This is a genomic window from Microvirga mediterraneensis (assembly GCF_013520865.1).
GTDB lineage: Bacteria > Pseudomonadota > Alphaproteobacteria > Rhizobiales > Beijerinckiaceae > Microvirga > Microvirga mediterraneensis.
Genome location: NZ_JACDXJ010000001.1, coordinates 3,938,800 through 3,957,860, shown reverse-complemented (window position 1 = coordinate 3,957,860; position 19,061 = coordinate 3,938,800). Strand labels below are relative to the sequence as shown.

Sequence of the window (19,061 nt, the reverse complement as noted above, 5' to 3'; positions counted from 1 at the left end):
GCTTTATCTGCCGACCTAGTCTCGGCGCCCTGGAAAACCTGATCGCTGACACCATAGCCTATTGTCGAGCCCTTCAATCGAAGTCTTGGCAGGGCGCGCGCCATCGTTAGGCGCATCCTACATGAGTTCTGACGCTTTACTGAGAGACCTGCTGTGAGTTTGTCGTTCCCCTTGGTCATAGCTGCTCATGTGAGGCGACAGAAGCCTATCGCTTTCTCTGTTGACCAATCTCACCCACCACCGCTCAAACAATACCAATGGAAGCGCGAAGATCATGGACGCTGCGATAGTCACGGCGGCGGCAATGATGTTGGGATACGGCGGCCTGATCATAGAATTAGTCAGCACGAGTGTAAGGCTGCCAATTGAGCACAGCACTAGAACATGAATCAGATACAGCGGGAATGAAAACTGACCAAGTAACAGGGCCCAGCGTTTTGATAAGAACTGCCGCAGAGCGAAAGTTGACTCAACGGCAACTATCATCAGAACAGCACCGATCATGTACACATAGCTTAGCCAGAGACTCGGCATGTTTGGCAGGATCATGTTCAGAGGGGCAAAGGCACCAACTCCCCGACCTGTATAGCCCCAAAGATAAATCGCCAGGATGATCATGCTAACAGCACCCCAAGTCGGGATGTTCAAGCGCTTCTCCGGCATAAGTGCCGCCAGCATCACCCCGACAGGGAACGCCACAAAGTACGGTGACGCGAAATGGCAGAGAATAGCGACCACGCCTAATAAGGCAGCGGCGACCAAAGGGCGGAGTCGACGGATGGGTGATAGAAGGAGCGCCAGACCGAAAGCGATGAAACTACCAATGAACTCATATCGCATCGTCCAGAGGCTTGTGTCGTAGTAAGCGTCCCCTCGAAAAAACGTGAAATAGCTGCCCTGTGTGAAGGCATCCCAAATACTTGGAGTGAACGCGGTCATAGCCCCGGTCGCAAAAGTAGCGAGCCAAGGAGAACCGGTTATCCGACCTGCTTCCTGGTAGTGATAGAGTCCGAGTGCAAAAAGGATGGATGATGTGAGAGTGGCGACCGTCACTGTACCTGCCAAGCGCGGCCAGCGCTTTACAGCTCCTCGAAGGATTATGAAAGGGTTCTGTGAGAGGAAAAATCCTCTTGTCAGGACGTATCCCGACAATACGAAAAAGAATACGACAGCCGGAGTGCCATAGATGAGCCCAAACCATATCTTTCCTACTGCGGCTTTATCTGGGTCAAATCCATCAAATATCCCTGATTTACTTGGAAAAAACCCCAGCATCGTGTGCCATAGCAGGACTATGATTGCAGCAAGGCCGCGCAGCGCCTCAAGGGGTGCATTTCGTTGTGCATGGGGCATCGGAAGTTCCAGATCGTGAAGCAATCCGTTACAGAACCTCACCTTCGAGGACAAGCCTCCCTAGCGGCGCCCCTAGGTGAGTGCCGACGATCGCAATGGATTGCGGGCGTCAACGGCTCGGGTCTTTCATGCTTTGCGCCAGTGCAGCCGGGTTCGTTGGATATGTGATGCCACGGCACATCCTGCTCGTAAGCAGCGCCCAGACGTGGCCGTGATGCTCAGGAAGACTTTTGCTAGTACACGGCCAGGCGGCCCGGGAGCATCGGTCTCACCGGCTGACGCCCTGCGCGAGTGCTGTCCTTGGCGGATCGAGCCAATGCATCGCCCTGTGAAGCTGTTAGTGTACTTGGGAAATGCAGCGGGAGGCGTGCCAATTCCGCTTGCGGGCGGGACGAGCAATGATTTCGACTCAGCCGTGTCCGCGTTTGGAAGGCCCGAGCAGGCACGAATCGAGACATTCACAGCCGGTGCTCTGACGAACAGGATACAACTCCATCAGGGAATAAACTCGGCAATAACCTACGGGTTTCGTTATCATCTATTGCATCGCGCCCTGAGATAATATTGCCGTGACTTGAACTATCGTATAATCGAACCCGACAACTCAAGGGCGGCAGATGCAAAGAGACCGGCTTGATTTTCTCGATAATCTTCGTGGGATCGCAGCTCTGTACGTGCTTCTCTTCCATGTTTATTGTGTGCTCACGCCGAATTTGGCGCCCCCTCCTGCCATCTCCTCCTTCATTGGTTTCGGTTATTCATGGGTGTGGCTGTTCTTCGCAATCAGTGCATTTTCTTTGAGCCTGACGATGCCACGTCACATCGCAACGGGCATGCCCTTGACGAGCTTCGCAGCCAGTCGCTTCTCCCGGATTGCGCCCCTATTCTATGTATTAATCATCTACTCGACTCTGCACTACTGTCTGACGACAGGGAAGCCGCCTGCGTGGGGGCTCATCGCAGGATCTGTTTCATTCCTCTTTAACTTTTTCCAAGCTGGAGCCGGAGTGCCGTTTCAGGGGGATGGGCCATCGGCACGGAGGTCATGTTTTACGCCACGTTTCCGCTTTTGTACGTCTTCACCAAAGGGATAAAAACACGTTTGTTTATTATGTTTGTGGGAATTTTTCTGTACTACATCTTTGCGAATCATTTCTCGTGGCTGATCTCAAATGTACGTCTGTGGGAACGGTTTGAGGCCCGCTTGATAGTTCGCTTTTCCCCTCTTTTATGATGGTATGCATCGCGTTGGACGTCCATGCAGCGCTCAAGGGAAGCCAACAGGCGAGAACTTTCGGCTCCGGAGCTCTGATCGCAGGCATGCTGCTGTTCGCATGGCAGGTCTCAGGCGGGCAGGAGGGATATGTCACCAAGTCCATGTTGACTCAATCGCCTATGCATTGCTCCTACTAGGGGCTGGTTTGTGCCAGCCTCGAGTTCTGGCGTCCCGTATATTATCGTATTACGGACGGGGCAGTTATTCCGTCAATCTCTGCCATATCCCTGTGATTGCCTAATCGGACCCTTCCTGCAGAGTATATATGCTATCGAAGCTCCTCAATGGTTACGGTTCGCTTCCGTGTCGGCCATCGTGCTTGGCTTGGTTACCGTCGTTGCTCAAATCAGCTATCGCGTCATCGAACGTCCCGTTGAGGAATATGGCAAACGTCTGATCAAACAGTTCCCAGAAGCACGTCGCCTAGCCGCATTTCGACATGGGGCTGAGTAGGCTCTCCGCGACCTGATCCAGTAAGCGGCCATGCGATTGATTACGGTTCTCGGATAGAATGAGAAAATGTCCAGTCAGTCAGGTTCTTCGCTCCTGTAGTAGGCCGGCGATATGCAGGCAGTGCATATCGCCGACAAAGGCGACTGCGACTTTGCGATCAGGCAAGCCATCTTCGAGGATAGGGCGGATCATTCGGCTCAACTCACGCGGGTCGTGCAAACACTCCGTTGCGGCATGTTCATTTCTCAGATTCATCGGGAGTTGATTTCGAAGCGGCTACCTACAGACACTCGCGCGGGATGCATAAACATCTTCAGATCTCACAACCACGCCAATGACACTGGCTAAATCCACATGAGGCGATTATATGTTATAAAGTTCAAAAAATGTTTGCCGTTGCACGAGAAACCTTCTTGGAAGATCATACCCATCGCATCTTCCCTGTCATTCTCTGCGGCGGCTCCGGAACGCGGCTTTGGCCAGCCTCCCGGGACAGCATGCCGAAGCAGTTCATGGATCTTCTTGGACCTTACTCAACGTTCCAAATGGCCGTTCAGCGTGTGGCAGAGCCCAGCGTCTTCTCGCGCCCGGCCGTCATCATGAGCGATGCGGCCCGGTTCATCGCCGCAGAGCAGCTGGCTCAGATCGGGGTCGATGCGGACATCCTCCTTGAGCCTGTCCAGCGCGATTCCGCGGCCGCCGTTGCGGTCGCCGCCTGCTACGCGGCAGGACGCGATCCCACGGCCATCGTGCTCATCCTGGCTTCGGATCATGTCATCGACGATGTCACTTCTTTCGTTGCGTCATGCGAAGCGGCTGTCGATCCGGCGCGGCAAGGGCATATCATGACCCTCGGCATGGTGCCGCAGCATCCAACGACGAGCTATGGCTATATTCTCCCCGGCGAACCCATCGCGCGTACCGCTGCCTTCGAGGTCGAGCGCTTCGCCGAGAAGCCCGACAAGGCAAGCGCGGAGCGATATGTCGGGCAAGGGTTTCTTTGGAACAGCGGCAACCTCATGTTCCGGGCCGATGTAATGCTGGAGGAATTGGAGCGATTTGAGCCGGCTATCCTGACCGCTGCACGGCAGGCGCTCGAGCAAGCGGTCATCGACTTGGATTTCATCCGCCTCCATGAGGAATCTTTAAGGCACGCTCCCAAGATCTCCATCGATCGCGCCGTCATGGAGCGCACCAAGCGGGCAGGGGTCGTGCCGGTTGCCTTCTCCTGGGCGGATATCGGCACGTGGGACGCTCTCTGGGGCGCATCTCCTCGGGATGCGGCCGGGAATTGCATCCGGGGCGATGTGGAAATGGTCGGGTCCCGCAACAGCCTCGTTCACAGCGACAACATCCTCACGGCTGTCGTGGGGTTGGAGGATGTCGTGGTCGTCGCCAAGCCCGATGCCGTCCTGCTGGCCTCGCGCAGGAGCTCGGAGCTCGTGAAGGGGCTCGTAGCCACGCTGCGCGTCCGGCAGCGCCCAGAGGCCAGGGATCACATCCGTGTCTACCGTCCGTGGGGATGGTATCAGAGGATCGACCGAGGCTCCCGTTTCCAAGTGAAGCACATCATGGTCAAACCAGGTGGCCGCCTCTCGCTCCAGAAGCACCATCATCGCGCGGAGCATTGGGTCGTCGTGCATGGCGTCGCGGAAGTGACGGTCGACGACAGTATCTCGCTCGTGCACGAGAACCAGTCGGTCTACATCCCGATCGGGGCCAGGCACCGCCTTGGCAATCCGGGCCATATTCCCCTGGAGATTATTGAAGTGCAGGTCGGCAGCTATACAGGCGAGGACGATATCATCCGGTTCGAGGACGATTACGGCCGCTGACAGGCTCCCCGGTCGCGATCTTTTCCCGCCCTCATGTGTTGTGCCTCCTGTGAGGCCAGCGGGAGCAATGTGCGGGAATGGGGTCGAAAGGGGATATTCTGGACTGCCTGATCGTGGGAGGAGGGCCTGCGGGGCTGACGACGGCGCTGTATCTGGCGCGGTTCAAGCGCCGTTTTCTGGTGGTGGACAGCGGCACGCCCCGGGCGGCCTGGATCCCCACCAGCCATAACATCCCGGTCTTCGCGGAAGGCATCTCCGGCAAGGACATCCTCGCCCGGGCCCGCGCCAATCTCGAGCAGTACGGGGCCACGATCCAAACCGGCCGGGTTACGGGCCTGCGCAAGCAGCCGGACCGCTTCATCGGCGTGGTCGAGGACAATGAGGGGGGCATGAGCCAGATCTCGGCCCGGCGCGTGGTGCTGGCCACCGGCTCGGTCGATATCGAGCCGGACCTGCCGGATATGCCGAATGCCATCCAGCGGGGGCTCGTCCGCTACTGCCCGATCTGCGACGGCTACGAGTCGCGCGACCGGAAGATCGCCGTCATCGCCTATGGCTCCCATGGGATCGGGGAGGCGGTCTTCATCGCCCGCACCTATTCCCGTGACGTGACCCTGCTCACCCTGGGCCAGCCTCTGGAGCTGAACCCGGAGCAGCGGGCGAGGCTCGAGGAGCATCAGGTCAAGATCGTGGAAACCCCCGTCGAGTTCCTCGACATGGAGGATGATCGGATCTCGGCCGTGCATATGGGCGGCAAGGAGCACCGCTTCGACGTGCTCTATTCGGCGCTCGGTCTGAAATACCGCTCGGACCTCGCGATCTCGCTCGGCGCCGAGCACGACACGTCAGGCGCCCTAATGGTCGACAGCCATTGCCAGACGACCGTGAAGGGGCTCTACGCCGCGGGCGACATCGTTCGCGGCCTCGACCAGATCGTGGTCGGCATGGGCCATGCGGCGCTTGCCGCGACCCATATCCACAACCATTGCGAATGGCCGACCGAGGACGAGCCGGGTGGGGCGTGACTTTGCCTCTCAGGCGAGCGCCTTCGCGAGAAGCGGCAGGCTGACATCCATGCGGTAATCGACCGAGGAATGGTCGTCGTGGAATTCCTCGTAGGCATGGGGAATGCCTGCGGCTTCGAGCTTCCGGCGCATGATCCGCGAGCCGTAGACCATGTTGTATTGGTCGATGTCGCCGCAATCGATGTAGAAGGTTTTCAGCTTGCGCAGGTTCTCCTGGCATTCAGGCTGATCGACCATGCGCAGGGGATCCCAGCGCAGCCAGTTGGCCCAGCGCTCCTCGATGATCTCGCAGGTCTGCAGATCCACCGGCAGGCGGACACCGTAGAACTGGCTCGGATCGGGATCGAAGCTCGCCGCCTGGGCGAGCACCATCAGGGTATGCCAGTCCTTGTCCTTCGCCTTGGGGCCAGCCTCGAACTTGCGCAGGAACGCCTCGATGGACATGTCGTGACCGGCGAGGTGGCGCAGCGCCCCGGCGAACTCGCCGAGATGGTAGAGGTATTCGAACCCCACGTCGCCGGAATGGGATGCCGCCGCCGACCAGACCGAGCCGCCATGCCGAAGGGCATGGACCATGGCGCCGTATCCGCCCGAGCTCTTGCCGAACACGCCCCGGCGTCCGTCCCCACCGCAACCGAAGCGCTCCTCGACGAAGGGCAGCATCTCCTCGATGAGGAAAGTCTCCCAGGAGCCCATGGCCGCGCTGTCCACATATTGATTGCCGCCCAGGCGCGTGAAGCAGTCGGGAAAGGCCACGACGACCGGCGGCATGGCGCCCGTGCCGATCAGCCGATCGAGGCGCTCGGGAACGTTCTCGCCGTAGTTCTTCCAATTGGTGTGGGCGGGGCCGCCCGCCGTGTAGCCGACGAGATCCACGAGGAGAGGCAGGTCCCGGCCGTCATGACCCGCCGGGACGTAGACGTCGATCCGGCGGCGGGCCGGATCCCCCAGGAGGTTGCCCTTGAGGCTTCGGCTGTCGAGCCAGAGGCTGTGCACCGTGCCTGCCGGAACATCATGATTCTTCCGCATCGTCATCCTCTTCCGTCGCCAAAGGGAATGATGTGGCGGCCAAATGGGCACTTGTCCAGAATCCGGGCCCTCGCGGCAGTTAATAAGTCCTTATCTCACCTAGCCATTCCCGTGATTACGGGTCTACGGTGCCCCGATAAGTCATAGCAACTTGGGGGATGAACCATGACCGACAGTTTCCTGCCACGGTGGCGCCTGAAGACCGAAGGCATCATCATGCCGGATGAGCGTCTGCCGACCGGCCAGATGGTCGTCGTGGGCCTGCAGCACGTGGTCGCCATGTTCGGCTCGACGGTGCTCGCGCCGATCCTGATGGGCTTCGACCCCAATGTGTCGATCCTGTTTTCCGGCCTGGCGACGCTGATCTTCTTCTTCGTCGTGGGCGGCCGGGTGCCGAGCTATCTCGGATCGAGCTTCGCCTTCATCGGCCCGGTTCTCGTCGCCACCGGCGCGAGCGTGGGAAGTCCCAACCCGAACATTCCCCTGGCGCTCGGCGGCATCATCGCGGCCGGCGCGCTCTACTTCCTGATCGGCATCGTGGTGCAGATGGCGGGGCACCGCTGGATCGAGCGGCTGATGCCGCCGGTGGTCACGGGCGCCATCGTGGCCGCCATCGGCCTCGTGCTCGCCCCGATCGCGATCAACAGCGCCTCGGGAGTGACGCCGGACAATGCCGCCGGCAGCGACTTCGCCCGCTGGATCGCGCTCGCGACCGTCATCGCGGTCGGGTTCGTCGCCGTCTACGCGCCGGGCACTCTGCGCCGCCTTCCCGTGCTGATCGGCGGTGCCGCCGGCTACTTGCTCTACTACATCTGCGCCAACATCCTGGGCCTCGGGCAGCCGATCGACTTCACCAGGATCAGCCAGGCCGCCTGGTTCGGCCTGCCGACCTTCCAGAGCCCCGTCTTCGACGTCCGGGCCATCAGCCTCATCGCGCCCGTGGCGATCATCCTCGTGGCGGAGAACCTCGGACACATCAAGGCCATCGGTGCCATGACGGGCCGCAACCTCGATCCCTATCTCGGACGCGCCTTCATGGGCGACGGCCTGTCCACGATGCTGTCCGGCGCCGCCGGCGGCACGGGCATGACCACCTATGCCGAGAACATGGGCGTGATGGCCGTGACGCGCATCTACTCGACGCTGGTCTTCATCATCGCGGCCGGGTTCGCGCTCCTCCTCGGCCTGTCGCCCAAGTTCGGCGCCTTCATCGGCACCATCCCGGGGCCCGTGCTCGGCGGCCTGTCCATCGTGGTGTTCGGTCTCATCGCGGCCACCGCCGGCCGGATCTGGGTCGAGAACCGGGTGGATTTCTCGAACCCGCGCAATCTCATCACCGTGGCGGTCGCCCTGGTCCTCGGCGCTGGCAACTTCAAGCTGAATGTCGGCGGCTTCACGCTGGACGGCATCGGCACGGCAACGTTCGGCGCCATCATTCTCTATCACATCCTTCGGATGTCGCCCGGACCCGTCGAGCATCCGCAGGCGGCCGAATAGCGAGACCCTTATCAGGAACACGCCCCTGGAGCCCGCGTTGAGCCTCAACGCGGGCTTCGTCTTGCATGGTCTGTCTCATCCCGGCCGTACGGAGCTCCGCACTCCTTCCCTCCCATCGCGCACGGAATGACGCCATGAGCTCCGAACAGCAGCAGACGATGCCTCCTCAGGTCCAGGACAAGCAGCCCGGTCACGAGACCGAGATGAATCCCCGGCCCGATTACGAGCCCCGTTATCCCGGCAGCGGCCGGTTGAACGGGAAGGTCGCCCTCATCACCGGAGGCGACAGCGGCATCGGCAGGGCCACCGCCGTTCTCTTCGCCCGCGAAGGCGCGGACATCGCCATCCTGTACCTGAACGAGGGCGAGGATGCGCAGGAGACGAAGCGCCTGATCGAGCGGGAAGGGCGCTCCTGCCTGACCGTCGCCGGCGATGTCGGCGATCCGAATGTCTGCCGCTCCGCCGTCGATCAGGTCGTCCAGCGCTTCGGCAAGCTCGACGTGCTCGTCAATAACGCCGCCGAGCAGCACCCGAAGAAGGACATCGCCGAGATCACGCCCGACCAGATCGACCGCACCTTCCGCACCAACATCTTCGGCTATTTCTACATGGTGCAGGCCGCCATGCCGCACCTCAAGAAGGGCTCCGCGATCATCAACACCACGTCGGTGACGGCCTATCGCGGCAGCTCGGAGCTTCTCGACTACAGTGCCACCAAGGGGGCCATCGTGGCCTTCACGCGATCCCTGGCGCAGAAGCTCGCGGGCGATGGCATCCGCGTCAACGGCGTGGCGCCGGGGCCGATCTGGACGCCGCTCATTCCATCGACCTTCCCGGTCGAGAAGGTGAAGCAGTTCGGGGCCAACACGCCGATGAAACGGCCTGGCCAGCCGAACGAGGTGGCGCCCTCCTACCTGTTCCTGGCATGCGAGGATTCTTCCTATATCACCGGTACGGTCCTGCATCCGAACGGCGGCGATCCGACGGAAGCGTAAAACGAGAAAGGGCGGCTCATCGAGCCGCCCTTTTCGTAACTGCGATTGGGTTCGATCAGCGTCTGCGGCGCACGCGCACCGGCACGAGGCTGGGCGCAGGTGTGGTCCATGCGACAAAAAGCATGAGGGCCGAAAGCGAACCGGCGATCAGGAAAAGTACTTCTGCGATTACGACCTGAGAAGCCGCTCCAGTAATCGCTGCAAGGGTAGTAACAACGGCAAAGATACAAAATGCACGAAGGGCAACTGAACGAGTCATTGACCATCTCTCCCAAGTGATCTGGAAAACGTGTGGGCGTAAGGCGAGTTCCATGCGAATAAAAGCCTGCAAAATTACTTTTGAACGGTCCATGAACGCAGTGGATCATTTTTCGGGCGTGGAACCGTACAGTCGCGCTTGGCGTTGTTTGAACATAATCGGCTCGATGTCGATCATTATTTAGCGAGGTAACACCATGCTCGGTTGGGCAGTCACTTTCCTGATTATCGCTCTTGTCGCAGCTCTGTTCGGTTTCGGCGGCATCGCCGGTACGGCCGTCGAGATCGCGAAGCTCATCTTCTTCGTTGCGATCGTCCTCTTCGCCATCTCGGCCGTCATCGGCCTGCTGCGTGGACGAAGCCCCATGTGATGCCGCAAGGCTATCCAAGATCCGAACGCCGCCTCGCAAGGGCGGCGTTCTCTTTTGAAGCATTCGGTTTTGACGGGAGGCGAGGGGAGGCCTAACCCTGCAGGGCGGCGCGGGTCATGCTGTCGGGGCCCAGATCCTCGATGTCCTCGACATTCAGCAGGGAGGCGAGCCGAAAGCGCGCGCGGTTCACGCGGCTCTTGATGGTGCCGACCGCGCAGCCGCAGATATGGGCGGCTTCCTCGTAGGAAAAGCCGGAGGCTCCGACCAGAAGCAGGGCTTCCCGCTGGTCGGACGGAAGCTTGGCGAGCGCGCTGCGAAAGTCCTCGAAATCCAGGTGGGCGCCCTGATCGGGCTGCACCTTCAGGCGACCGGCATAGGAGCCGTCGGGATCCTCGACCTCGCGGCGGCGCTTGCGGTACTCGGAATGGAAAAGGTTGCGCAGGATCGTGAACAGCCAGGCGTTCAGATTCGTGCCCGGCTCGAAACGGTGCAGATTGGCCAGCGCCCTGAGGAGCGTGTCCTGAACGAGGTCGTCCGCCCGATCGACCTGACCCGAGAGCGAGATGGCGAAGGCGCGAAGGCTGGGAACCGCCGCAAGAAGTGCCTCCCGAAGCTCCGGATCGGGTTCTGGGGTCATTGAGACCCTTCCTTTGCTCCGTTCTTCTTGTCCAGTTGCTCGAGCAGCTCCTTGAAACGGTCCGGAACAGGTTGCTGCATCAGTTCGTCGTACATGGCGCGGAGTTGGTCGCCGATGCGTTTCTGACTGCCGCTGTCGAGCTTGGGATCGGTTGCAAGCTTATCGTTCACGGACGCCTCCAGGGTAGTCCGGGCCAGCTTGTTCCCCTTATCAACCGTCATCTTAGTCCCCTTGCCACCCCGTATCTTTCGGAGGGATGGCCAACCTTGGCAATATCCATATATTAGTTTTCGAGCAATAACGCTGGTTGCTGCACCCGGTTCCATTCATGGAACTTTTGCAGCTTTGCCACGTTGAATGGACCGTCGGTACAACGAGTCAAAAGCACAGTTAAGGGGAAGCGAATGTCGACAGCGCAGCTTGTCGTCCAGCACTTACCATATCTTCGCCGCTACGCACGCGCTCTCACTGGCAGCCAGATGGCTGGAGACGCCTATGTGGCCGCTACCTTGGAAACCCTCGTCAGCGAGCCCGAGACCATCGGTCCTTCCGGGAACGTGAAGGTCGAGCTTTTCCAGGTCTTCACACGTATCTGGAATTCTCTCTCGGTGAATGGACGCAGCGAGCAGATTCAGCGCGATCTGCCGGCGGAAGTCCGCCTCGGACAGATCACCCCGCTTCCCCGTCAGGCGTTCCTCCTGTCCTGTCTCGAAGGCTTCGGAGAGGAAGAGGTCGGCCAGATCCTCGACGTAGACACGAAAACCGTTCGTGATCTCGTCGACGAGGCGGGCCGGGAGCTTGCGGCCGACATGGCCACGGACATTCTCATCATCGAGGACGAGCCGCTCATCGCCATGGATCTCGAAGCCCTGGTCGAGGGCCTCGGCCACAACGTGACGGGCGTCGCCCGCACGCGGACGGAAGCCGTCAAGCTCGCCTCGGCCAAGCAGCCGGGCCTGATCCTGGCGGATATCCAGCTGGCGGACGGCAGCTCGGGCCTCGATGCGGTCAATGATCTCCTGAAGGCCTTCGAGGTGCCTGTGATCTTCATCACGGCCTATCCCGAGCGATTCCTGACCGGCGAGCGGCCCGAACCGGCCTTCCTGATCGCCAAGCCGTTCCAGCCCGCGAACGTGTCGGCCGTCATCAGCCAAGCCCTGTTCTTCCAGCAGAGTGCCCGGCGTCGCGAGCCTCGTGCCGCAACGGCTTAATACCAAGGCTCACTGGAGTACCAAGTATTAGCCCGGCCTCTGGCCGGGCTTTTCTTTTATGATGATCGTATTGGGCACAAAAAAAGACGGGCTCAAAAGCCCGTCTAAGGTGCCGGCCAATGCACAAGGGGAATGCGGGGAGGACCAGGAGGCCGGTGCTTAAAGAACGCCCTATCGAAAACAAAGGTTCCCAGCTTTTTCCCTCCTTTTTATTCTTCACTCCTTCGATCCGAGACAGGAACATCAAAGTTATGGTCGCGTTATTTTTTCGAATTGTTGAGCTGGGATAGCAGGGGAGATAGGGATGTTCCGCACACCTGTGGCTTTGGTCGGATTGGCTGGGGCTTTCTTCGTGGCCGGAAGCTTCGCCCCCGCGTCCTTCAACATGCCCCCTCTGGTTCAATCGGAAGCCTTGGCTCTCTCCGGGGGTGTTCTGGCGAAAGGCGATCGCATCGCCGCGCCGGTCCCGGCGAGCCAGCCGGCTGCCGTCTCGATCGTCGAACTGGTTGGCGTGTCCAACGCGGCCGTGATCCTGCGGGATCAGAATGGCAAGGTGCTCTACAAGTCCGATCCGCGTACCGGGATCACGACCTTCGCGCGGGATACGGACCTTCCTGTCGTAACAGTGAAGGACGAGACGCGAGGGTCCGTCGCGCAACACCCGGTACGCCGTCAGGAAGGCAACGATACGCCTCAGGAGCAGAAACCCAAGAGCCGCAACCCGGTCGGCTGCCTCGGCGATGTCAGCCCCCTCGCCAAGGCAAGCACCAACCGGATGCCGAGCCTCTGCCTGGCATTGCTCGAACAATCCCTGTCCTGACTTTTCGGACATGACGCACCGCGGCACGGGGAGATCCGTGCTTGGCCCCGCGCGTGCTCGGCAAGCCCCGACGGCGCTCCAAGACTTCGGTCTCTGAGCCCAGCGCCGTTTGAGGGGGCTCGCCGAAATCTTTTCGACCAATCCCGACGGCGCTGGAACAACCCTTTCCCAAATCGAGTTGCTTATATCGGCGTATGGAGTGTCGCTGATACCGGAATGGGCAGTGTTGAAGAAGTCGAATTGGGAATGAACAAGTATTAATATCGAAATGTAGATTTTGACTGCTCAGATAACATTAGTTTGATAGGCCGTAATATTGGGAACGGTCGCTCTCGCTGCGCGTTACACCCCAGAGCACCTCGGTGCACAACGCGATTTTCAAGAAACTTCAGGAGAATAACGCAATGCTGAAGAAGCATATGGCAGCTTGTCTCGTCGTGACGGCTTTCGCGGCTGCACCCGCCCTTGCGCAGACCTCGACCTCCCCGTCGGCTCCGACCGACCGTCCGGCCGCGACGGGTTCCGGCACGACAGGCACCGGTTCGTCGGCCATGCAGCCCGGTACGTCCGGCTCGTCCACCATGGGCCAGTCCTCGACCTCGATGGGCCAGAGCAGCGCCTCGGCCGGTCAGTTCATGACCCAGATGCAGTCCAACCAGATCATGGCCTCCGATCTGATCGGAACTCGCGTGGTCAGCGCCAACAACGAATCCATTGGCGACGTCAATGACGTGATCCTGGATCGCAACGGTCAGGTCATGGCCGCGGTCGTCGGTGTGGGCGGCTTCCTCGGCATCGGCGAGAAGAATGTGGCCGTTCCGTTCAATGCGCTCGAGTTCATGAGTGCCCAGCAGGCTCAGGCCCTGGACAGCAGCAACAAGAACGTGAGCACCACGGGCTCGACGGCGACCGGCAACACCGCCGCAACCGGCACGGGTTCCGCCGCTTCGACCAATACGGCCGCAACCACGTCCTCGAATGACCAGAACGAGCCCGAGCGCGTCGTTCTCCGGATGACGAAGGCCGAACTTCAAGCCGCTCCGACGTTCGACAAGAACGGCAACAACGCCAACCGCTCGACTACCGGCGCGACCGGAACGTCCGGAACCACGAGCACCACGACGGCTCCGAAGCAGTAAGCGCAGAGTCGGTTTCTGCAAAGAACGGCGTCTGGGGAAACCCAGGCGCCGTTCTGCTTTGAGCCGAGCAGGGCAACTCGGCCAAAACAAACGGCGCAGCCGGGTGAGCTGCGCCTTGAAGGTGCCGGCCCAAGGGGCAATCGAACCGTTGACGTCCGAACATCGCGGGCACGACCGGGTTCCTGACGGTCTTCAGCTTCCCGGCGTCCGGATGTGCTGGACTTCTTGCCGCACAAGGAACTGGGAATAGGCGCATACGTTGCCGTTTCGAGCGCATGAGCATCGGTCCCAAAGTGGTTTTGCACTTTCGGCGCCCATCGGATGCTCCACTCCTAAAGATGCGCTCAGCGGAGGAAACGATAATGACTGCCACGAATGAACTGGACGCGGTGCTGTGCCAGGAGGAGCTGCCGGATGAGTTTTCGCGGCTCGCATCGAGCTCCCCTCCGAGGGATCGGCCCTCTGTGGCCTCCATGCTCAGCGGCATCATCCCGATGCACGCGCAGGACGAGGTGACCTGCCCCCTGCTGCTGCGGCGGCATCTTCTGGTTCCCGCGTTGCCCCATGTGATGCCGACGGCAACGAGTCCGCGTATCTAAGGTAAGTCTTGATGGTTGAAGCATTCGCCTCTTCTGCAACTCCCGGATCGGTCGCCTTCCTGCTCCATCCGAGCATGGTTCCGGTAATCGACGTGTTCCGGTCGCTGAGCAGTCTCGAGGATCAATACGATCTGGCGCTTCTCGATGGACCGGAGCAGGGGCTGGCAGCCTTCACGCGGCCGGAGACGGCCAAGGCCATCGTCTCGGATGCCCTGCTGCTCGCCTTCTCGATGACACGCCAACGGGGAAAGCCGTTCCTGTATCGCCCCGTCGGCTCCCGGCATGGGAGCATGGACGAGTACTGCCTGCTGACGCTGATTGGCTCATCGCGGGGCGGCGCTTCGGATGTCGCCCAGGAGGCGGCCGCGTTGCTGGAGATCGCATCGCGCGATTTCATGGTGTCCCTCGCCGGGGAAATCGTGCGCCAGATGGACCTCGGGACGCTCGTTTTCGAGCGCCCGAGCCTGCCCGAATTCAGGGCTTTGATGGGATATGGCCCGACCGAGGAAGTTCTCGTGGAATCCATGATGGACAAGGCGGAGTTCAACTTCCGGAACTAGAGCTGTCTCCGCTGACGTGGAATCGCCTCTCTTGTTTGCTTTGGCGCATTTTTGACGGTGAGCCGGATCCACTTCACCGAAAAGTCTTCCAGCGCCTTGCCGGGTTGATGCGCATTTCTTGCCTGTGAAATCCTGGGTTGCCCGGCTGTTCAGCCCTTCCTCCAGATGTCACCATATGCGGTATCGTCACGACGGCACCGGATCCAAAACGGACTTGTACTTTTGGGCTTCGATCCGATGCTTCGTCCATAGATCAGAGCATCGTTCGGGTCCGTACGATGCTCTAAAGACTTCAGGGGCACGGAATGACTGCTGTCGGGCCTTCAGCGTGAGCCGCGTTGCAGCTTTTGCCCTGATGGCGCTCATCTGGGGATTGACGTGGCTGCCGATGAAGGTGGCCTCGGAGGTCGTTCCTCCGATCTTCCTCGCGGCGATGCGCTTTCTGCTGGCCGCCCCCTGCTTCCTTGCGGTCGCCATGGCACAAGGCCTGTCGTTGCGCGCTGGCCGGTTTGGCCGCATCGCCGCAGCCTCTCTGCTCATCACCACAGGTTGCTACGGCTTTCTGTTCTGGGGCGTCGCGAGAGCGCCGAGCGGGCTGTCGGCGATCGTCAACCTGTCGCTGATGCCCATCTTCCTAGTCATGATCGGGCGTCTTTACGGACAGGAACGGATCACGCAGCGTCGCGTCGCAGCGATAGGGCTCGGGATCCTGGGGCTCGTACTCCTGTTCTCCAGCCGCACGGGCGCTGTTGGCGAGGGCACTGCGTCCGTTCTTGGCCTCGTCGCGGTCGCCATCGCGACCGTGTCCTATGCCTGGGGCTCGGTGATCAGCCGGCCACTGACCCTGTCCCTGCCGCCCCTGGTGCTCGCCTTCTGGCAGAGTCTGATCGGCGGAATCGCCCTCGTGCCTGTCTCCTTGGTCATCGAAGGGTACGATCCGGCCCATTTCGCCGGGCTTGCGGACGCGAGGGCCATCTTCGGCCTGACCACCCTGGTGCTGGGTGGATCGCTGATCGCCTTCTGGATCTATCTCGGCCTCGTGCGTGATTGGGGAGCGTTCCGGGCGGGGCTCTATGCCTTCGTCAGTCCGATCATCGCCGTCGCGGTCGGCGTCGCCTACGCGCACGAGCCGTTCGGCTGGGCCGAGGCCGTCGGCATGGGGATCATGCTCGCTGCCACGGCCCTGTCCCTGTCGGAACGCAAAACTGGGAAGACAGACCTGCCCGGGTCAGGTGCCGCAAGTTCTCCGAAGGTGATAGCAAAAGTAAAGGGGCCGTCGAGCGGCCCCTAAACCGATGTGGATCAGAAATATATTATTCCTGATTGCCGCGGGTGTTGCCCGAGGCCTGACCGCCCTTACGGCCGGCTTCCGAAGCGAGTTCCCGATCCTGGGAAAAGGAACGCTTCTCGGCTGGAACGCTCTTGCCGCCTTTGCTTGCGATTTCACGCTGCCGGTCAGAATCCATCGACGCGAAGCCACGCTTCGAGGTCGAACCACCTGCCATTTATGCCTCCTTATCAATGGTGTCCGTGCTTCTTCAACCGCAAGGGGATTCGATGGTTCCGGTTGGTTGGGGCCAACCTTTGCAAAAATTTTCAGAAAATATTCAGCTCTCATGAATTGTTAGGCTTAGACTTGGCAATTTCCGCGAACTAAACGTGGCAACAACTTGTCCGTGGGAATAAGAACCGAGGAGGTACTTACCTCGATACCCGCCGCTGGACTGTGTTCTATTTGCGAATATCTCAACCACAGAGGTATGTAGTTGATGCTCGGTGAAGACCGCCGAGGAGTTCGTCGGGAAGGGCGCCCGGTTTTCGCGAGAGATGATTATCCTTCCCGACCGCGATAAAAGGCTTGTCGCAGGCGCTCTTCGACGAGCACCTTGGACAAATCCGTGCAGGCAGAGAGGACAGGATGACCTACGACGACAGCAATGTGTTCGCGAAGATCCTACGTGGGGAGCTTCCGTGCCATAAGGTCTACGAGACGGACCGGATCCTGGCCTTCATGGACGTGATGCCGCGTGGGGACGGGCATGTCCTGGTGATCCCGAAGGCCAAGGCCCGCAACCTGTTCGACGTTGAGCCGGACGATCTGGCGGAACTCGCCAAGGCGGTCCAGATCGTCGGAAAGGCCGCGAAGGCGGCGTTGGCGGCCGATGGCCTGACGATCCAGCAATTCAACGAGAGCGCAGGCGGGCAGGTGGTCTTCCACATCCACTTCCATGTGCTTCCCCGCTTCGAGGGCGTGGCCCTGAAGCCCCATTCGGGCCAGATGGAGAAGCCCGAAATCCTGGCGGATTTAGCCGCGAAGATCCGGGCGGCGCTGCCGGCGGCGTGATCAGATGAGGATCGCTGCGGCGCAAGGGGCCTGTTTCACGTCGTCACCGGCCTCGTGCCGGTGATCCCGAGAGCCTGCGGCGCCGCGCTCTTCTGATCGAGATGGCCGGCACGAGGCCGGCTATGACGTGGAGGGAGGGCAGCCCCAGGCTCACTCCGCCCAGTCGAGGGAGCGGGCGATGGCCTTGTCCCAGACGGCGTTGAGCTGCTCGCGGCGGGACGAGGCCATGTCCGGCGTCCAGCGCCGGTCGACCGCCCAGTTCCGCACCAGCTCGTCCGTTCCGCTCCAAAAGCCCGTGGCCAGCCCGGCCGCGTAGGCGGCGCCGAGAGCCGTCGTCTCGATCACCTTCGGGCGCACCACGGGCACGTTCAGGATATCGGCCTGGAACTGCATCAGGAGCTCGTTCACGACCATGCCGCCGTCCGTGCGCAGCTCCTTGACGGCGATCCCAGTGTCCTTGGTCATGGCGTCCAGCACCTCGCGGGTCTGGAAGGCCGTAGCCTCGAGCGCCGCGCGGGCGATGTGGCCCTTGTTGGCGAAGCGCGTCAGGCCGCCGACCAATCCGCGCGCATGGGCGTTCCAGTGCGGCGCGTAGAGGCCCGAGAAGGCCGGCACGATGGTCACGCCGCCATTGTCCTCGACCCCGCGGGCCAGGGTCTCGATCTCGGTGCTGTCCCGGATCAGCCCTAGATTGTCGCGCAGCCATTGCACGAGGGCGCCGGCGATCGCGATCGACCCTTCCAGGGCATAGACGGTCTTCCCCTGGCCGAAACGGTAACCGACGGTGGTGAGCAGGCCGCATTTCGAGGGATAGGGGGTCTCCCCGGTGTTCATGAGCATGAAACAGCCGGTGCCGTAGGTGTTCTTGGCCTCGCCCTGCTGGAAGCAGGCCTGTCCCACGAGGGCCGCCTGCTGGTCGCCGAGAATGCCCGCGATGGGAACGCCCGCGAGGCTGCCGGTCGCCTCGCCGTAGACCTCGCTCGATGAGCGGATTTGCGGCAGGCAGGCCTTCGGGATGTCGAAGAGGTTCAGGATCTCCTCGTCCCAGTCCAGGCTCTTGAGGTTCATGAGCTGGGTGCGGCTGGCATTGGTCACATCGGTGATGTGGCAGCCCCCGTCGACGCCGCCCGTCAGGTTCCAGACCAGCCAGGTGTCGATGTTGCCGAACAGCACGTCGCCGGCGGCCGCCTTGTCCCGGGCGCCCGGCACGTTGTCGAGCAGCCAGCGCAGCTTGAGCCCGGAGAAATAGCTCGCCAGCGGCAGGCCGGTCTTTTCGCGCAGGCGATCGTAACCGCCGTCCTGCGCGAATTCCTCCACGATGGAATCGACGCGGGTATCCTGCCAGACCAGGGCATTGTGAAGGGGCTTGCCGGTGCGGCGGTCCCAGATCAGCGTCGTTTCCCGCTGGTTGGTGATGCCGATGGCCGCGAGGTCCTGGGGCTTCAGGCCCTTCTTCTCCAATGCCTGCCGGATCACCTCCTGGGTGTTCCGCCAGATCTCCAGCGGATCGTGCTCCACATGGCCGGCTGCGGGATAGATCTGCTCGTGCTCCTTCTGTCCGACGGAGACGATCGCTCCGGCCTTGTCGAACACGATGAAGCGCGAGCTGGTCGTACCCTGGTCGATGGCGCCGACGTACTGAGCCATGTCCTTCCCCAA

At 61.0% G+C, this 19,061-nt stretch carries 20 protein-coding genes; 13 read left to right on the top strand and 7 right to left on the bottom strand.

The window, feature by feature from the left end:
• Positions 1–117: 117 nt before the first annotated feature.
• Positions 118–1,353 carry an acyltransferase family protein gene (locus H0S73_RS18825; RefSeq protein ID WP_181053585.1) on the bottom strand — a complete coding sequence of 412 codons (1,236 nt, stop codon included), beginning with the start codon at positions 1,351–1,353 and terminating at the stop codon, positions 118–120.
• 617 nt (positions 1,354–1,970) lie between these two features.
• On the opposite strand from H0S73_RS18825, the gene H0S73_RS26365 reads away from it, so the two are divergent.
• The 3 genes from H0S73_RS26365 to H0S73_RS18810 all read left to right on the top strand — a co-directional run bounded on the left by H0S73_RS26365 (position 1,971) and on the right by H0S73_RS18810 (position 5,942).
• Positions 1,971–2,447: an acyltransferase family protein gene (locus H0S73_RS26365; RefSeq protein WP_181053584.1), complete on the top strand. Its 477-nt coding sequence runs from the start codon at positions 1,971–1,973 to the stop codon at positions 2,445–2,447.
• Positions 2,448–3,468: 1,021 nt separating this feature from the next.
• The gene (locus H0S73_RS18815; RefSeq protein WP_181053583.1) at positions 3,469–4,917 is read left to right on the top strand and encodes a mannose-1-phosphate guanylyltransferase/mannose-6-phosphate isomerase; all 1,449 of its coding nucleotides are present in this window, start codon (positions 3,469–3,471) and stop codon (positions 4,915–4,917) included.
• A 77-nt stretch (positions 4,918–4,994) separates the two neighbouring features.
• The gene (locus H0S73_RS18810) at positions 4,995–5,942 is read left to right on the top strand and encodes an NAD(P)/FAD-dependent oxidoreductase (protein ID WP_181053582.1); all 948 of its coding nucleotides are present in this window, start codon (positions 4,995–4,997) and stop codon (positions 5,940–5,942) included.
• 9 nt (positions 5,943–5,951) lie between these two features.
• Here H0S73_RS18810 and H0S73_RS18805 read toward each other — a convergent pair whose 3' ends face one another.
• A complete protein-coding gene (locus H0S73_RS18805) occupies positions 5,952–6,971 on the bottom strand; it encodes an alpha/beta hydrolase (RefSeq protein ID WP_181053581.1) in 1,020 nt (339 codons plus the stop codon).
• Between the two features lie 165 nt (positions 6,972–7,136).
• Here H0S73_RS18805 and H0S73_RS18800 point away from each other — a divergent pair, with 165 nt between their 5' ends.
• Both H0S73_RS18800 and H0S73_RS18795 read left to right on the top strand, forming a co-directional pair.
• Entirely contained in the window at positions 7,137–8,468 is a 1,332-nt protein-coding gene (locus H0S73_RS18800) for a solute carrier family 23 protein (RefSeq protein WP_181053580.1), read from the top strand.
• A 134-nt stretch (positions 8,469–8,602) separates the two neighbouring features.
• Positions 8,603–9,463, top strand: coding sequence for an SDR family oxidoreductase (locus H0S73_RS18795; RefSeq protein ID WP_181053579.1), 861 nt, complete (start codon positions 8,603–8,605; stop codon positions 9,461–9,463).
• A 55-nt stretch (positions 9,464–9,518) separates the two neighbouring features.
• On the opposite strand, the gene H0S73_RS18790 is transcribed toward H0S73_RS18795, so the two are convergent.
• Complete coding sequence (locus tag H0S73_RS18790; RefSeq protein WP_181053578.1) at positions 9,519–9,815, bottom strand: hypothetical protein; 297 nt, start codon at positions 9,813–9,815, stop codon at positions 9,519–9,521.
• A gap of 103 nt (positions 9,816–9,918) precedes the next feature.
• On the opposite strand from H0S73_RS18790, the gene H0S73_RS18785 reads away from it, so the two are divergent.
• Positions 9,919–10,092 carry a DUF1328 domain-containing protein gene (locus tag H0S73_RS18785; RefSeq protein WP_009494036.1) on the top strand — a complete coding sequence of 58 codons (174 nt, stop codon included), beginning with the start codon at positions 9,919–9,921 and terminating at the stop codon, positions 10,090–10,092.
• A gap of 91 nt (positions 10,093–10,183) precedes the next feature.
• On the opposite strand, the gene H0S73_RS18780 is transcribed toward H0S73_RS18785, so the two are convergent.
• Positions 10,184–10,729, bottom strand: a complete 546-nt coding sequence (locus H0S73_RS18780; RefSeq protein ID WP_181053577.1) for a sigma-70 family RNA polymerase sigma factor — start codon at positions 10,727–10,729, stop codon at positions 10,184–10,186.
• Positions 10,726–10,950, bottom strand: coding sequence for a NepR family anti-sigma factor (locus tag H0S73_RS18775; RefSeq protein WP_181053576.1), 225 nt, complete (start codon positions 10,948–10,950; stop codon positions 10,726–10,728). The genes H0S73_RS18780 and H0S73_RS18775 overlap by 4 nt, the downstream gene beginning before the upstream one ends.
• Positions 10,951–11,133: 183 nt before the next feature.
• On the opposite strand from H0S73_RS18775, the gene H0S73_RS18770 reads away from it, so the two are divergent.
• From H0S73_RS18770 to H0S73_RS18745, 6 genes are all read left to right on the top strand, one after another.
• Positions 11,134–11,940, top strand: a complete 807-nt coding sequence (locus tag H0S73_RS18770) for a response regulator (RefSeq protein ID WP_009494033.1) — start codon at positions 11,134–11,136, stop codon at positions 11,938–11,940.
• Between the two features lie 304 nt (positions 11,941–12,244).
• Positions 12,245–12,760, top strand: coding sequence for a hypothetical protein (locus H0S73_RS18765; protein WP_181053575.1), 516 nt, complete (start codon positions 12,245–12,247; stop codon positions 12,758–12,760).
• A gap of 404 nt (positions 12,761–13,164) precedes the next feature.
• Positions 13,165–13,899, top strand: coding sequence for a PRC-barrel domain-containing protein (locus H0S73_RS18760; RefSeq protein ID WP_181053574.1), 735 nt, complete (start codon positions 13,165–13,167; stop codon positions 13,897–13,899).
• Positions 13,900–14,261: 362 nt separating this feature from the next.
• On the top strand, positions 14,262–14,498 hold the full coding sequence (locus H0S73_RS18755) for a hypothetical protein (protein WP_181053573.1): 237 nt from the start codon (positions 14,262–14,264) through the stop codon (positions 14,496–14,498).
• Between the two features lie 11 nt (positions 14,499–14,509).
• Positions 14,510–15,058, top strand: coding sequence for a hypothetical protein (locus H0S73_RS18750; protein WP_181053572.1), 549 nt, complete (start codon positions 14,510–14,512; stop codon positions 15,056–15,058).
• Positions 15,059–15,386: 328 nt separating this feature from the next.
• Positions 15,387–16,349, top strand: a complete 963-nt coding sequence (locus H0S73_RS18745; protein ID WP_343058410.1) for a DMT family transporter — start codon at positions 15,387–15,389, stop codon at positions 16,347–16,349.
• Positions 16,350–16,371: 22 nt separating this feature from the next.
• On the opposite strand, the gene H0S73_RS18740 is transcribed toward H0S73_RS18745, so the two are convergent.
• Entirely contained in the window at positions 16,372–16,563 is a 192-nt protein-coding gene (locus H0S73_RS18740; RefSeq protein WP_009494027.1) for a con-10 family general stress protein, read from the bottom strand.
• Between the two features lie 413 nt (positions 16,564–16,976).
• Here H0S73_RS18740 and H0S73_RS18735 point away from each other — a divergent pair, with 413 nt between their 5' ends.
• The gene (locus H0S73_RS18735) at positions 16,977–17,402 is read left to right on the top strand and encodes an HIT family protein (RefSeq protein ID WP_181053571.1); all 426 of its coding nucleotides are present in this window, start codon (positions 16,977–16,979) and stop codon (positions 17,400–17,402) included.
• Between the two features lie 150 nt (positions 17,403–17,552).
• On the opposite strand, the gene glpK is transcribed toward H0S73_RS18735, so the two are convergent.
• Positions 17,553–19,049 (bottom strand): glycerol kinase GlpK, encoded by a 1,497-nt coding sequence (glpK, locus tag H0S73_RS18730; RefSeq protein ID WP_181053570.1) that lies wholly within the window; start codon positions 19,047–19,049, stop codon positions 17,553–17,555.
• Positions 19,050–19,061: the final 12 nt, after the last annotated feature.

Bases quoted from the DNA above. Each gene is read 5' to 3' on its own strand.
- H0S73_RS18825 (WP_181053585.1), bottom strand. From the start codon at position 1,353: ATGCCCCATGCACAACGAAATGCACCCCTTGAGGCGCTGCGCGGCCTT.
- H0S73_RS26365 (WP_181053584.1), top strand. From the start codon at position 1,971: ATGCAAAGAGACCGGCTTGATTTTCTCGATAATCTTCGTGGGATCGCA.
- H0S73_RS18815 (WP_181053583.1), top strand. From the start codon at position 3,469: ATGTTTGCCGTTGCACGAGAAACCTTCTTGGAAGATCATACCCATCGC.
- H0S73_RS18810 (WP_181053582.1), top strand. From the start codon at position 4,995: ATGGGGTCGAAAGGGGATATTCTGGACTGCCTGATCGTGGGAGGAGGG.
- H0S73_RS18805 (WP_181053581.1), bottom strand. From the start codon at position 6,971: ATGCGGAAGAATCATGATGTTCCGGCAGGCACGGTGCACAGCCTCTGG.
- H0S73_RS18800 (WP_181053580.1), top strand. From the start codon at position 7,137: ATGACCGACAGTTTCCTGCCACGGTGGCGCCTGAAGACCGAAGGCATC.
- H0S73_RS18795 (WP_181053579.1), top strand. From the start codon at position 8,603: ATGAGCTCCGAACAGCAGCAGACGATGCCTCCTCAGGTCCAGGACAAG.
- H0S73_RS18790 (WP_181053578.1), bottom strand. From the start codon at position 9,815: ATGGACCGTTCAAAAGTAATTTTGCAGGCTTTTATTCGCATGGAACTC.
- H0S73_RS18785 (WP_009494036.1), top strand. From the start codon at position 9,919: ATGCTCGGTTGGGCAGTCACTTTCCTGATTATCGCTCTTGTCGCAGCT.
- H0S73_RS18780 (WP_181053577.1), bottom strand. From the start codon at position 10,729: ATGACCCCAGAACCCGATCCGGAGCTTCGGGAGGCACTTCTTGCGGCG.
- H0S73_RS18775 (WP_181053576.1), bottom strand. From the start codon at position 10,950: ATGACGGTTGATAAGGGGAACAAGCTGGCCCGGACTACCCTGGAGGCG.
- H0S73_RS18770 (WP_009494033.1), top strand. From the start codon at position 11,134: ATGTCGACAGCGCAGCTTGTCGTCCAGCACTTACCATATCTTCGCCGC.
- H0S73_RS18765 (WP_181053575.1), top strand. From the start codon at position 12,245: ATGTTCCGCACACCTGTGGCTTTGGTCGGATTGGCTGGGGCTTTCTTC.
- H0S73_RS18760 (WP_181053574.1), top strand. From the start codon at position 13,165: ATGCTGAAGAAGCATATGGCAGCTTGTCTCGTCGTGACGGCTTTCGCG.
- H0S73_RS18755 (WP_181053573.1), top strand. From the start codon at position 14,262: ATGACTGCCACGAATGAACTGGACGCGGTGCTGTGCCAGGAGGAGCTG.
- H0S73_RS18750 (WP_181053572.1), top strand. From the start codon at position 14,510: ATGGTTGAAGCATTCGCCTCTTCTGCAACTCCCGGATCGGTCGCCTTC.
- H0S73_RS18740 (WP_009494027.1), bottom strand. From the start codon at position 16,563: ATGGCAGGTGGTTCGACCTCGAAGCGTGGCTTCGCGTCGATGGATTCT.
- H0S73_RS18735 (WP_181053571.1), top strand. From the start codon at position 16,977: ATGACCTACGACGACAGCAATGTGTTCGCGAAGATCCTACGTGGGGAG.
- glpK (WP_181053570.1), bottom strand. From the start codon at position 19,049: ATGGCTCAGTACGTCGGCGCCATCGACCAGGGTACGACCAGCTCGCGC.